This window comes from Testudinibacter crocodili (assembly GCF_006228025.1).
Classification (GTDB): Bacteria; Pseudomonadota; Gammaproteobacteria; order Enterobacterales; family Pasteurellaceae; genus Chelonobacter.
The window spans coordinates 1-12,615 of record NZ_VDHF01000062.1 but is presented as its reverse complement, the minus strand read 5'-3'; the positions used below and the strand labels follow the sequence as shown (position 1 = coordinate 12,615).

Sequence of the window (12,615 nt, the reverse complement as noted above, 5' to 3'; positions counted from 1 at the left end):
GGATAGGTTATGAAAATCATTATTCTCGGTGCGGGTCAAGTTGGTGGAACCTTGGCAGAAAATCTGGTCAGTGAAGATAACGATATTACCGTGATCGATAACAATTCCGAACGCTTGAATCATCTGCAAGATAAATTCGATTTGCGTGTGATTCTGGGTAATGCTTCTTCGCCTAGAGTTTTGCGTGAAGCCGGCGCTGCCGATGCCGATATGCTGGTGGCAGTCACTAGCTCCGACGAAACGAATATGGTCGCCAGCCAAATTGCCTATACACTGTTCGGTACTCCGAGCAAAATTGCCCGAATCCGTGAAAATGAATATTTGCGCGAGAAAGAGCGCTTGTTCCAGCCTGATGTGATTCCTATCGATCATATTATCGCCCCGGAAAAACTGGTGATTGACGATATCGCACGTTTGATCGATTATCCCGGCGCGTTACAAATCGCCCATTTTGCCGATGGACGCATCAGTCTGGTGGCGGTCAAAGCCTATTATGGTGGCCCACTGGTCGGTTATGCAATTTCGGCGTTGAAAGAGCATCTACCGCACTTGGATGCGCGCATTGTGTCGATTACCCGTCAAGAACGGGCTATTCGTCCACAAGCTTCCACTATTATTGAAGCTGGAGACGAAGTCGTTTTTATTTGTGCCACGCCTTATATTCGTGCAGTGATGAGTGAATTGCAGCGCTTGGAGCGACCATATCGGCGTGTGATGATTATCGGCGGTGGTAATATTGGTGCCGGTTTGGCAAAATATCTGGAAGATCGCTGTCGGGTTAAGCTGATTGAACGTAATCCGCAGCGGGCGGAGCAGTTGGCAGAAAAATTGTCTAAAACCTTAGTCTTTGCCGGAGATGCATCTGACCAAGCGTTGTTGTTTGAAGAACATATCGAGAATATTGATGTGTTCATTGCACTAACCAGTGACGATGAAGCCAATATCATGGCAGCGTTGTTGGCAAAACGCTTGGGGGCAGCCAAAGCGATGGTGTTGATTCAACGAATTGCTTATTTAAATTTGATTCAGGGGGGCACCATTGATATCGGTTTTTCACCGCAGCAAGCCACTATTTCAGCATTATTGGGGCATGTACGCAAAGGCGATGTGCGTAATGTGGTGGCGCTACGCAAAGGCAATGCCGAAGCGATAGAGCTGGTTGCGCACGGTGATATAGAAACCTCGAATGTAGTCGGACGTAAAATTGCTGCGCTGAAATTGCCGGCGGGTTGTATTATCGGCGCAATCTTGCGTGGCGAAGAGGTGATTATTGCTCATAATCATATAGTGATTGAAGACAATGATCATGTGGTGCTATTTTTAAGTGATAAAAAACAAGTTCCTGATATTGAAAAACTCTTTTTGCCTACACCATTTTTTATTTGATTTGGCATCATGAGTGGAATAAATAGCAATATAACCTATTTTATATTGCTTATTTACCAATATTATCATTAATGATAAAAAACGATTTTATCGAAATATAACTTTACATTTAAAACGTTATAACTATAATACCGCCCATCAATTGATTTGATGTTATTTTATACAAACACAAGGATTATTTTATGAGTATGATTAAAGAGTTTCGTGAATTTGCCATGCGTGGCAACGTGGTTGATATGGCTGTCGGTGTGATCATCGGTGGCGCTTTCGGCAAAATTGTTAGTTCATTAGTTGGCGATATTGTGATGCCAGTACTGGGCATTTTCACCGGTGGTGTTGATTTCAAAGATTTAAATATTGTATTACAGCAAGCTGTTGGTGAGACACCGGCTGTGACTTTAAACTATGGTGCATTTATTCAAAACGTATTTGATTTTGTCATTATTGCCTTTGCAATCTTTATGATGATTAAAGCATTGAATAAATTAAAACGTGAAAAACCGGCAGAAGAAGAAGCACCAGCAGAACCGTCAAATGAAGAAAAATTATTGACAGAAATTCGCGATTTATTGAAAAAATAATTAAACGATAGGTTTTTAATAACCCTTTTGGTTGATACCGAAAGGGTTTTTTTGTTGTTTTTGACCGAAAGTTACAACAAACCGTACTTTAACTTGTCTAACTTTTATCATCGATGTGCTGATGACAACGTTATATTTAAATTATTATTTAAAAATAAGGAGTTTGATAATGCAATTATCAACAGTAATCAAAAAAGTATTCTTGGCGGTGTTTACTGCGACCGCACTTTTATCAACAGTTCCGGCGCTAGCAGCTAATGATAAACCAACGGTTGCTAAAACTGTACAATTCAAAAAAGGCGAAAGTTCAGCAACGTATAAAGGGCGTGTGAAAGGCTATAACTATGACAGCTATTATTTTACCGCTAAAAAAGGACAAGTACTGAACGCAGTACTCGACAGCAACGCTCATGCGGAAATGGTGCTGTTTGATCGCAATGATTATGTGGTGGGTGACAGCTATGTGCTGCCGGAAAGCGGTAAATATGAAGTGCGGGTGTTTCAAATGCGCACTTTTGCCCGTCGTGGCACCGAATCGCCTTATACCTTAAAAATTGAGATTACGGATCAAGCTAACCAGCCTGTAGCCGCTGGGGATAGCCCACAGGAACTGAACAAAGTGCTTTATGCCTGCCGTGATAACAAAGTGTTGGAGGTTGTGTACCTTAACACGCCAAACAACAGCTATGCGGTGATCAACCAGATGGGTGAAATGGTGCCGATGCAAAGCATCGCAATGGCGTCAGGCGCAAACTATCAAGCCATCAATCCGGATTATGCTTATAAACTCTATACCAAAGGCAACACTGCAGATTTGGTCGGCGCCAATGACAGCCCAATTTTGAGTGATTGCCGCGCAGATTAATCTGGCAAAATGATGTTCTCTACTATGCCACTCAAACAACAGCTCGTCATATTACGGCAATGGTGTGGTGACATTTATTGGCGGGAAGCGATATTATGTGTTCCCGCCATTATTGTTGTTTTGGCATTCAGTTCATTGTTAAATCCAATTATGGCGGTGGTGATGATCAGCACCGCTTTTTCGGTTGGATTGGGGGCGTCTCACACCTTGTGTTCAATGCGTTGGGGGGCGATGATCGTTGCAGTTGCCGGCATGGCATTGGCGGCATTTGCTGGCTCATTGCTCGGTTTTTATCCATCTGTAGTGATAGTGATAACCGCACTTTTAGCCGCAGCTTGTGCAGCTATTGCCAGTTATGACAACAATTGGTGGTGGGTCATGTTGCAGATCATCATTGCTTTTCTGGTCGCTTCATATTTCCCGAACCATCTAGAACATGCCGCTTTGCGTACCGTGTTTGTGTTATTGGGTGGCGCCTTGCAAATTGGTTGTACCGCACTTTTAGCTCGGCTCATTCCTAACATTGCCGCCCCATTACCAACCACTAATCCGCTTGCGAGCAGTCTCTCACTGCGTTTTGTCTGTGCCGGTGCAATTGCTGTTGCTTTGGCACTGTATACGGCACAAAGTATCAGTTTAAAAAATGATTACTGGGCACCAATGTCGGCTTTGCTGATTTTAAGACCCACTTCCCAAGATTCCCTGAAACGTGGTATCAACCGCTTAGTAGGAACTGTTTTTGGTTGTTGTATTGCTACTTTGATCATTTATCTGTTTCATGACAATTGCGTAATTTTGTTGATTAGTTTGATCATCACTATTGGTCTGGCATTCGCAATGCAAAGAGCCCACTATGGGCTTTACAGCGGAACAATTGCCGCCACTATCGTATTTTTAATCGCCGTTGGTCACGGCGACCCCATAGCCACCACCGAACACCGCTTAATCGCCACCCTGATCGGCGGCGCCATCGCAATTATTGTCGGCCGGGTTTTGCGGGTTTGATCATTCATTTATACGATCCCGCTTCCAAAAATAATCCTAAAGCCGTTTAAAGTGCGGTAGTTGTTGCGATGATAAAGCTCTTTAATCTTGTAGCTGATCATTATGTCGTTAAACATACCGTTAGAATTGTTACTTCGTCTTAATCAAATTCCGAATTTTGGCTCAAGTGCGGTATTGCGCTTGCTGAAACGGGTTTCAGCGCAACAGTTGCTGGAATATGGGGCGGTAGAGTGGGCGCATTTGGGCTTGGATTCGCGTCAGATTCAACGCTGGTTGCAGCCGAAAAAGCAGTATATCGATCCGGTGTTGGCGTGGCAGGCGCAAAGTGCGGTCAATCAGGTGATCACGATTTTTGATGCTGACTATCCTTTTTTGTTGAAACAAATCGCCTCGGCACCATTGATTCTTTATCTGCAAGGCGATCGTAACTTATTGCAGCGGCGGCAAATTGCGATGGTCGGCAGCCGTGATTGCTCGGATTATGGGGAGTATTGGAGCCGCTATTTTGCTGCGCAATTGAGTCTGCAAGGTTATGTGATTACCAGCGGCATGGCGTTGGGCATCGACAGTTACAGCCACCGCGCAGCGCTGGAAAGCGGTGGCAAAACGATTGCGGTGCTGGGGAGTGGTTTGAATCGGATCTATCCTAAACGTAACCAGTCATTGGCGCAGCAGATTATTGAACAAGGCGCACTGGTATCGGAATTTATTCCCAATCAAGCGCCGTTGGCAGAAAATTTCCCTCGTCGTAATCGGATTATTAGTGGCTTAAGTTTGGGCACGTTGGTGGTTGAAGCCGATGTAAAGAGCGGTTCGCTGATCACGGCACGTTATGCTTTGGAGCAAAATCGCGAGGTATTTGCCCTGCCGGGAGCGGTTCAAAATCGATTTAGCCGTGGCTGTCATAGTCTGATTAAACAGGGTGCTTTGCTGGTGGAAAGTTATCAGGATATTTTGGAAAATTTATCTGCTTATCCGTCACAATCCGAAATGTTGACACCTATTCACCCAGTTGTGCCTGACACAGCAAAAATGAAGCCATTGCTAATACAGCCAGTGCAACAGACAGCAGAAAGCGATAAAAGTGCGGTGGCGTATCCTGAACTGTACCGCCATATCGGCTATCAAGCAATTAGCGCCGATGATTTGGCAACTGCACTTAATTTGCCGATTTCGGAGGTTCTTTCACAGTTGTTGGAATTGGAGCTGGAGGGGGCAATTTGTACGGTCAGCGGTGGTTATTGTCGGTGTTAGAAATACGTTGTTTTGTGTGTATTAGTGTGTAGAATTAAAGGCTGAATTAGGTAGGATTATGCGGTCAAGTGATCTAATTAAGGAACTTAAGGCAAACGGTTGTGAGTTTATTCGACATGGAAAAGGCGATCACCAAATTTGGTATTCTGCGAAAACCAATAAACGATTTTCTGTACCTCACCCCAAAATGAATTTACCGATCGGTACATTAAAATCGATTAAAAGATCAGCAGGCATTTAATCCCATATTTTAGGAGAAGAAGAGATGTTGTTTACCGTTGGAGTTGAATACCCTAAAAATGACAATGAGGCTTATGGAATGATAGTTCCTGCACTGTTTAATGAGCAGTATAGTTGCTTTAGTGCGGCTGATAGCGTTGAACAGATTCCTGAAATGGTGAAAGATGCGATTACAATGATTTTGGCGGACATGCTTGAAAATGGCTTTGATGTGATGTCTATTCAAGATAACGGATTTATTGAATATCAAAAAGTAGGGGATTTTGATCATATTGATACTTGGTTGCTGATTGATGTTGATGTCAGTGAATATATGGGGAAAAAGCAGCGAATTAATATCAGCCTTCCGTCGTATTTGATTAATCGGATCGACACTAAAGTTGGTGCTAGTGGTGGTCGTTATCGTGATCGCAGCCATTTTTTAGCGGTGGCATCACAACATGAATTAAGTGCGTCGTCTTAAAATAGTTATCTTTTGCCGAGCAATCCGATTCGGGTTAAGATAGTGCTATTCATCACTATTATGGGTTAAACCATGACTAAATCCCCGCTTTTTGAAGCCCCGCACCATACCGAATTTTGTCCGAAGTGCGGTGCGGCATTACAGTTGCGGCAGGGAAAAAAGGGGCTGTTTTTAGGCTGTTCGGCGTATCCTGCTTGTGATTATTTAAAACCGCTGCAAACAAGTGAAGCCAAAATTTTGAAGATTTTACCACAGGCTTGTCCGCAGTGTGGACATTCATTGGTATTGCGACAAGGGCATTACGGCATGTTTATCGGTTGTAGCCATTTTCCTGAATGCCACTATATTGCACACGAGCAAACCGAAGACAACGAGGCTCAAAAGCAGGTTATCCCTTGTCCGGTTTGTGGTAAAGGACATTTGCTGGCACGGCGCGGACGACAGGGAAAAACGTTTTATGGTTGTGATCAATTTCCGCGTTGCCGTTTTAATCTGCCGCATAAACCGGAAACACAGCCTTGTCCAAAGTGCGGTTACAGCCTATCATTCCAACAGCAAGATGGTGGTTACCAATGTTGTAATAAGGCGTGTCGCCACCACTTTCAACTTGACTAGATTATGAATTATACCATTCTACAATTAGCTAATTATATTAAACAACAACAGGTTATCGCATATCCGACGGAAGCGGTTTTTGGTTTGGGTTGCGATCCGCGCAGTGAAAGTGCGGTGTTGAAATTGCTGGCGTTGAAACAGCGTACAGTTGAAAAAGGGTTGATTTTAGTTGCACCGCACTTAGATTTGCTACTGCCGTTTATCGATCAACACCGATTAAGCCACGAACACTGGCAACGCTTGCAGGCGGAATATGATCGCCCAATGACTTGGCTGGTGCCGAAAAGTGCGCTTGCCCCCGTTTTTTTAACGGGTGAATTTGACAGCATTGCGATTCGTTTGTGTCGTCATCCGGCGGTGACCGCACTTTGTGAAGCGACGCAAACGGCATTGACTTCAACCAGTGCAAACCTAAGTGGCATGCCGCCTTGCCGCACGGCTCAAGAGGTGCGTGCGCAATTTGGTGCCGATTTTCCAGTGTTGCAAAGTGCGGTTGGCGGTGCGGAAAAACCATCAGAAATTCGAGATATTTTGACCAACCAACGGATTCGATCATAAACATGAAACAACAGTTAACCGTCAGTCATGAGATTGAGCTGCAAGCCATTCAGGAAAGTGATGCTAGGTTACTCTTTGATGCTATCGACCATAATCGAACTTATTTAGGGCGCTGGCTGCCTTTTGTTGCATCGACATGCGAAGTGGCTGATTCTTTAGCATTTATTTGCTCGCTGCAACATAAAAAAGCTGAACAAGTATTCAAAATAAGCTATCGAGGTAAATTTGGTGGCTTGATTGGATTTAATATGGTGGACAGTCATAATTTAAAACTAGAAATCGGTTATTGGCTGATCGAATCGTTGCAAAAAAACGGCATTATGACTCGCTCGGTTGCGACGCTGGTGGATTATGCATTCAGCGAGTTAGCCATCAATCGAGTGCAGATCAATTGTGCGGCGGCGAATGTTGCCAGTCAAAAAATACCTCAGCGGTTAGGGTTTATCTTAGAAGGTATCCAACGTGATGGAATTTTATTAGCAGATGGTCATTTTATTGATTGTCAGATTTACAGTATGTTAAAACGCGAATGGAAAAGACTATAAATGAACAAATATGCCGTGTGGGGCAACCCGATAGCACAAAGTAAATCGCCTGAAATTCAGCAGCATTTTGCCCAGCAACAGAAGATTGAGCTGGATTATCAAAGGATGTTAGGTGATGAAGTGCGGTTTGAACAGCAACTGGCGCAGTTTTTTGCCTCCGGCGGACAGGGTTGTAATATTACGGCGCCGTTTAAAGAGCGAGCGTTCCGTTTGGCAGATTTGCACAGTGAACGTTGTTTGATGGCAGAAGCTTGCAACACCTTGAAAAAATTGCCTGATGGGCGCTTATATGCCGACAATACCGATGGTGCGGGGTTGGTGACGGATTTGCAGCGCTTAGGTTGGCTGCAACCACAACAGCGGATTTTGATTCTAGGTGCTGGTGGTGCAACCAAAGGCGTATTGTTGCCGCTATTGCAAGCCCAACAACAGATCACGTTGGCAAACCGCACTTTGGATAAGGCCGAACAACTAGCACAAAAGTTTAGCGGTCACGGTGTGATTCAGGCAGTTGCTTTGAGCCAACTTACTACACAGCGCTTTGATTTGATCATTAATGCTACCTCATTAGGGCTGCAAGGCAAAGTGGTGGATATCGCCCCCGCCATTTTGCAAAAGTGCGGTGCGGTTTACGATATGCAATATGCCAAAGCAACCGATACCCCATTTTTGGCGCTAGCAAAAACTTACGGAGTGGCAAAATCGGCGGATGGAATCGGCATGTTAATCGGCCAAGCAGCACACGCGTTTGAAGTGTGGTTTGGGGTGATGCCGGAAATAACCTTACTTATTTAGGGACATATTTAAGTCTAAATATTGACTTCCCCTCGAACGATAATTTTTGAAATATCGGTATTAGGTTTGTCGATTGAGCGAATGGCTAAATTGATTGCTTGATAACCGATTTCATATAAATTATGTGAGATACAAGGAATTTTAAAACCATAAATTTCAGCATAGGGTACATTATCTATACTGAATAAATCAAAGTCTTGTTTGAAAATTAATCCAGCTTCAATGCAGGCTTTTAAAATACCTAATGAAATTTGGTTGTTCATGCCGGCAAAAACGACTTTTTCCTTATTTGTTCTGAGATAAGATTTTGTGACATGATAAGCGGCTTCGATAAAAAAATCTGCATGGAAAATTGTTAGATTTTTACTTTTATCAATAACAGAGGTAAAACCTCTCACTCGATCGGTTGATACATTAGAATATTCCGGTCCTGCAATTACCACAACGTTTTGATAATTAATTAAATTAATATAATTGGCAACTTCTGTTCCGCAGTGTAAATTATCAATATAAATACCACTATATTCTGAATTGCCGATTTCTCGGTCAATTAAAATTACCGGAATATTGAGTGATTTTAATTTTTGTAAGTAGTCAGGTTGATAATTTCTGTCGGAAGAAATCACCGATAAAATAATTGCATCAACTCCGTAGCTAATCATTCTTTGGATTGATTGCGTCTCGATATCTTCTGATTCGTAGGAGTCAAACATCAAAATATCATAATCTAATTCTGATGATATTTTGCTCATGATTTTTGTCAATTCACCAAAAAATGGGTTACTCATATTTGGATTAACAATTCCAATCAGCTTATTTTTTTTGGGCTTTATATTGCTCGTATTGGAAAAATAGCCCATTTGTTCAGCAATAGTGAGTATTTTATCACGAGTTTCGGCTTTGACTTTATCTGGATCAGATAATGCGCGTGATACCGTTATTTTGCTGAGACCTGATGCCAATGCAATATGTTCTAATTTAATTTTTTTTGATAATGTTGCCATACTTACACTCTTATCACCGCCGGATCGGTAAAGATATCAAATTCATCACGGCTTTGGCTTGAAAATTCCGCAATGACAGCACCGTCATTACCTGCTTGAAACCAATGTTTGGTGTTGGGCGCAATGGTATATTGATCTCCGGGGCAAAGGTGAATTTCGTGTTTTGCGGTGTACCATTGCTGATGATCTTGCGGTGGAATTGCCTGAGGATCTTCGGTTGACTGCCCTTCAACATAGAGATAAACCTCACCAAATAAACAACGGAAAGTTTCTTGCTTGCCAATATTATTTTCAAATGGTGGGTGGCGATGTTCAGGGCAATTTTGTTGTGGAAACAAAACTAATTGCTTCGCACAATAGCGTTCGTTATTGATGAAAGTAATGAGCTGTAGTCCCATTTGCTCTAGTTTACCCAATTTAAAATCGGTGATTTCAATGTTTTCTTTATCTTGCGCTGACAATACCGTACCTGCTTTTGCCAGTAAAGCAATAGTTCTTTCTATGATTTCAGACTGATCGTTTTTATTCATTTTTCACCTCAAATATTGTTAATTTTATTGGTTAAGCCGTATTAGTCAGTGAGCTGTTGTTGATAATAAGCCAATTATAACGAGAAAATGTGATCTGTGTCGCAATTATCACCACCAATATTCGGTTAATTTTCCATTTTGTGATCTTTGACACGTTATTATCATTAAAATGATATTAATTTATCAATAAATGATTTTTGTATCATTTTTTGAGGTTTAAAAGTTCAATCAATCGTTGAGGGAATGGCAATGAAAGCATTAGTTTTAGACTCAGGAAAGTTGTATATACGCGATAAAGATGTAGAAACTACCGTAGGTGATGATGATGTCGAGATCAAAATACATACCGTCGGAATTTGTGGTAGTGATGTGCATTATTACCAACACGGTAGAATCGGTCCTTTTGTGGTTAAAGAACCGATGATTTTAGGGCATGAAGCCTCTGGTGTCGTGACCAAAATCGGAAAAAATGTCACCCATCTTGCGGTTGGTGATCGGGTTTGTATGGAGCCGGGTATTCCTAATCTATCATCAATGCAGTCTAAATCCGGATTTTATAATTTAGATCCTGAAGTGCGGTTTTGGGCAACCCCGCCGATTGATGGTTGTTTAAGAGAGAGTGTAATTCACCCAGCGGCATTTACCTTTAAATTACCTGAGCGCTTGAGTTTTACGGAAGGGGCTATGATTGAGCCGTTGGCGATAGGTATGCAATCAGCAACAAAGGCACAAATTAAACCGGGTGATATTGCATTGGTTGTTGGCGCTGGTACGATTGGGATTTTGACCGCACTTTCTGCTTTAGCTGGTGGTTGTGCTGAGGTGATTATTTGTGATGTGGTAGACGAAAAATTAGCCATTGCAGGGCAATATGCAGGAATTCATCCGATTAACAGTAAAACATCCGATTTATTGGGGTTTGTACATCGTTTGACAAACGGAGCAGGTGTTGATGTGTTGTTTGAATGTAGCGGTGCTGCTGCGGTGATTGAGAGTTTACCGACCTATATGGCTCCCGGTTCAACTGCAGTATTAGTCGGTATGCCGGTTTCACCTGCTCCGGTTGATATTGTCGCTGCGCAAGCAAAAGAGATTACCTTCAAGACAATCTTCCGCTATGTCAATATGTATCCAAGAACCATTCGCTTATTGGCATCAGGTAAATTAGATATTAAACCTTTAATTTCAGATATTTATAAGTTTGAAAAATCTATCGAGGCTTTTGACAGGGCAGCTTCTGCAAATCCTAATGATGTCAAAATTATGATTGAAATGGAGTAAAAAATGGGAATTTATGCCGGCGTTGATTGTGGTACACAAAGTACCAAAGTGATTTTAATTGATACGGAAATGGGCGAGATTTTAGGGTCGGGTAGTGCGCCTCATCCATTGATCAGTGAAAGTAATGGGAAAAGAGAGCAACAGCCTGAATGGTGGATTTCCGCGTTTCAGCAAGCTTTTTCCAATGCCATAAAAAATGCCGGCATTATGCCTGAAAAAATTCATGCAATCTCAATTTCTGGACAGCAGCACGGGTTAGTGGTGTTAGATAAAGCGGGTGACCCTTTATATCCGGCAAAATTGTGGTGTGATACGGAAACAAACGATGAAAATGAAACCTTATTAGCGGAGATGGGTGGAGTAGAGGCTTGCTTAGAAAAACTAGGATTGGTTCTCGCAACCGGCTATACCGCTTCAAAATTACTTTGGTTAAAGCGACATCAGCCCGAAGTGTGGCGCAAAATTGATACGGTTTTATTGCCACATGATTATCTGAATTACTGGCTGAGCGGTAATAAAGTAATGGAGTTTGGTGATGCGTCGGGAACAGGATTGTTTAATATTTATCAGCGTGACTGGGATCAACGCATTATTCGTTTAATTGATGATAGTGGTGTATTAGAAAAGGCGTTACCAAGATTAATTCAACACAATCAAGTGGTGGGAACGGTGTTGCCTGAAGTTGCAGCAATATTGGGATTAAATCCCAATACGCTAATTGCAGCGGGCAGTGGTGACAATATGATGGGGGCAATAGGAACAGGAAATATTGAAGCCGGAATAGTCACCTTAAGTTTAGGTACATCAGGCACATTATATGCTTATTCTGAGCAACCGATTAAGCCGATTTCAGCTGCTATTGCGAATTTCTGCTCTGCAAACAATGGTTGGTTACCCTTAATCTGTACCATGAATGTCACCTCTGCAACATCCTTAGTGCAAGACTTGTTTCAATTAAATTTAGTTGATTTTAATCAGCAATTAAAAAATGCATCTCTTGGTGCTGATGGTGTAATGATGTTGCCGTTTTTCAATGGTGAACGAGTACCCTCTTTGCCCACCGCCAAAGCCAGTATTCACGGCTTAGATAATAAAAATTTTACCAGTGAAAATGTATGTAGGGCGACAGTTGAAGGAATTACTTTTGGACTGCGTTATGGCTTGGCGTTATTTAAGCAGTCGGGAATAGATATTTCACAAATCCGTTTAATTGGTGGTGGTGCAAAAAGCGAAATTTGGCGACAAATTGTCGCTAATATCATGAATTGCGAGGTGATTTGTTTAAGAAACAGTGAAGCGGCTGCGTTGGGGGCTGCAATTCAAGCTGCTTGGCTTCACCAATTACAACAACCTAATCAGTCACGAGATGAAAAAGCATTGTTTAAGGAAATTAATCAACGCTTTGTTGTATTAGACAAGACAACATTGACTTTACCGAACATGAGTTGTGTTGCGCAATATAACGATATTTACTTTAAATATGTACGTTTATT

The 12,615-nt window shown here is 42.2% G+C and carries 15 protein-coding genes; 13 read left to right on the top strand and 2 right to left on the bottom strand.

Features of this window, described 5'->3' with window-relative positions:
• Window positions 1-9: 9 nt before the first annotated feature.
• The 11 genes from trkA to aroE all read left to right on the top strand — a co-directional run bounded on the left by trkA (window position 10) and on the right by aroE (window position 8,307).
• The gene (trkA, locus tag FHQ23_RS07070; protein WP_139613687.1) at window positions 10-1,386 is read left to right on the top strand and encodes a Trk system potassium transporter TrkA; all 1,377 of its coding nucleotides are present in this window, start codon (window positions 10-12) and stop codon (window positions 1,384-1,386) included.
• Between the two features lie 182 nt (window positions 1,387-1,568).
• The gene (gene mscL, locus FHQ23_RS07065) at window positions 1,569-1,967 is read left to right on the top strand and encodes a large-conductance mechanosensitive channel protein MscL (RefSeq protein ID WP_132965386.1); all 399 of its coding nucleotides are present in this window, start codon (window positions 1,569-1,571) and stop codon (window positions 1,965-1,967) included.
• A gap of 169 nt (window positions 1,968-2,136) precedes the next feature.
• A complete protein-coding gene (locus FHQ23_RS12570; RefSeq protein ID WP_267963654.1) occupies window positions 2,137-2,832 on the top strand; it encodes a c-type lysozyme inhibitor in 696 nt (231 codons plus the stop codon).
• Window positions 2,833-2,856: 24 nt separating this feature from the next.
• Window positions 2,857-3,837 carry an FUSC family protein gene (locus tag FHQ23_RS07055; RefSeq protein WP_176552274.1) on the top strand — a complete coding sequence of 327 codons (981 nt, stop codon included), beginning with the start codon at window positions 2,857-2,859 and terminating at the stop codon, window positions 3,835-3,837.
• 102 nt (window positions 3,838-3,939) lie between these two features.
• The gene (gene dprA / locus FHQ23_RS07050) at window positions 3,940-5,091 is read left to right on the top strand and encodes a DNA-processing protein DprA (protein ID WP_139613685.1); all 1,152 of its coding nucleotides are present in this window, start codon (window positions 3,940-3,942) and stop codon (window positions 5,089-5,091) included.
• Between the two features lie 58 nt (window positions 5,092-5,149).
• Window positions 5,150-5,332 (top strand): type II toxin-antitoxin system HicA family toxin, encoded by a 183-nt coding sequence (locus tag FHQ23_RS07045; RefSeq protein ID WP_139610677.1) that lies wholly within the window; start codon window positions 5,150-5,152, stop codon window positions 5,330-5,332.
• 24 nt (window positions 5,333-5,356) lie between these two features.
• On the top strand, window positions 5,357-5,794 hold the full coding sequence (locus FHQ23_RS07040; protein WP_139610678.1) for a type II toxin-antitoxin system HicB family antitoxin: 438 nt from the start codon (window positions 5,357-5,359) through the stop codon (window positions 5,792-5,794).
• A gap of 72 nt (window positions 5,795-5,866) precedes the next feature.
• A complete protein-coding gene (locus FHQ23_RS07035) occupies window positions 5,867-6,409 on the top strand; it encodes a DNA topoisomerase family protein (RefSeq protein ID WP_139613684.1) in 543 nt (180 codons plus the stop codon).
• A gap of 3 nt (window positions 6,410-6,412) precedes the next feature.
• Window positions 6,413-6,967, top strand: a complete 555-nt coding sequence (tsaC, locus tag FHQ23_RS07030; RefSeq protein WP_139613683.1) for an L-threonylcarbamoyladenylate synthase type 1 TsaC — start codon at window positions 6,413-6,415, stop codon at window positions 6,965-6,967.
• 2 nt (window positions 6,968-6,969) lie between these two features.
• Entirely contained in the window at window positions 6,970-7,512 is a 543-nt protein-coding gene (locus FHQ23_RS12565; protein ID WP_139614799.1) for a GNAT family N-acetyltransferase, read from the top strand.
• Window positions 7,513-8,307, top strand: coding sequence for a shikimate dehydrogenase (gene aroE, locus FHQ23_RS12560; RefSeq protein ID WP_139614800.1), 795 nt, complete (start codon window positions 7,513-7,515; stop codon window positions 8,305-8,307).
• 14 nt (window positions 8,308-8,321) lie between these two features.
• Here the strand turns inward: aroE and FHQ23_RS07020 are convergent, their stop codons facing one another.
• Together FHQ23_RS07020 and FHQ23_RS07015 are read right to left on the bottom strand one after the other, a co-directional pair.
• Complete coding sequence (locus tag FHQ23_RS07020; RefSeq protein WP_267963653.1) at window positions 8,322-9,311, bottom strand: LacI family DNA-binding transcriptional regulator; 990 nt, start codon at window positions 9,309-9,311, stop codon at window positions 8,322-8,324.
• Between the two features lie 2 nt (window positions 9,312-9,313).
• Window positions 9,314-9,841, bottom strand: coding sequence for a D-lyxose/D-mannose family sugar isomerase (locus tag FHQ23_RS07015; RefSeq protein WP_139613682.1), 528 nt, complete (start codon window positions 9,839-9,841; stop codon window positions 9,314-9,316).
• A gap of 249 nt (window positions 9,842-10,090) precedes the next feature.
• On the opposite strand from FHQ23_RS07015, the gene FHQ23_RS07010 reads away from it, so the two are divergent.
• Together FHQ23_RS07010 and xylB are read left to right on the top strand one after the other, a co-directional pair.
• Window positions 10,091-11,122, top strand: coding sequence for an NAD(P)-dependent alcohol dehydrogenase (locus FHQ23_RS07010; RefSeq protein WP_139613681.1), 1,032 nt, complete (start codon window positions 10,091-10,093; stop codon window positions 11,120-11,122).
• Window positions 11,123-11,131: 9 nt separating this feature from the next.
• On the top strand, window positions 11,132-12,615 hold a 1,484-nt coding region (gene xylB, locus FHQ23_RS07005), incomplete at its 3' end, for a xylulokinase (RefSeq protein ID WP_442805775.1).

Excerpts from the sequence above, each read along its gene's own strand:
- trkA (WP_139613687.1), top strand. The coding sequence starts at position 10 with ATGAAAATCATTATTCTCGGTGCGGGTCAAGTTGGTGGAACCTTGGCA.
- mscL (WP_132965386.1), top strand. The coding sequence starts at position 1,569 with ATGAGTATGATTAAAGAGTTTCGTGAATTTGCCATGCGTGGCAACGTG.
- FHQ23_RS12570 (WP_267963654.1), top strand. The coding sequence starts at position 2,137 with ATGCAATTATCAACAGTAATCAAAAAAGTATTCTTGGCGGTGTTTACT.
- FHQ23_RS07055 (WP_176552274.1), top strand. The coding sequence starts at position 2,857 with ATGCCACTCAAACAACAGCTCGTCATATTACGGCAATGGTGTGGTGAC.
- dprA (WP_139613685.1), top strand. The coding sequence starts at position 3,940 with ATGTCGTTAAACATACCGTTAGAATTGTTACTTCGTCTTAATCAAATT.
- FHQ23_RS07045 (WP_139610677.1), top strand. The coding sequence starts at position 5,150 with ATGCGGTCAAGTGATCTAATTAAGGAACTTAAGGCAAACGGTTGTGAG.
- FHQ23_RS07040 (WP_139610678.1), top strand. The coding sequence starts at position 5,357 with ATGTTGTTTACCGTTGGAGTTGAATACCCTAAAAATGACAATGAGGCT.
- FHQ23_RS07035 (WP_139613684.1), top strand. The coding sequence starts at position 5,867 with ATGACTAAATCCCCGCTTTTTGAAGCCCCGCACCATACCGAATTTTGT.
- tsaC (WP_139613683.1), top strand. The coding sequence starts at position 6,413 with ATGAATTATACCATTCTACAATTAGCTAATTATATTAAACAACAACAG.
- FHQ23_RS12565 (WP_139614799.1), top strand. The coding sequence starts at position 6,970 with ATGAAACAACAGTTAACCGTCAGTCATGAGATTGAGCTGCAAGCCATT.
- aroE (WP_139614800.1), top strand. The coding sequence starts at position 7,513 with ATGAACAAATATGCCGTGTGGGGCAACCCGATAGCACAAAGTAAATCG.
- FHQ23_RS07020 (WP_267963653.1), bottom strand. The coding sequence starts at position 9,311 with ATGGCAACATTATCAAAAAAAATTAAATTAGAACATATTGCATTGGCA.
- FHQ23_RS07015 (WP_139613682.1), bottom strand. The coding sequence starts at position 9,841 with ATGAATAAAAACGATCAGTCTGAAATCATAGAAAGAACTATTGCTTTA.
- FHQ23_RS07010 (WP_139613681.1), top strand. The coding sequence starts at position 10,091 with ATGAAAGCATTAGTTTTAGACTCAGGAAAGTTGTATATACGCGATAAA.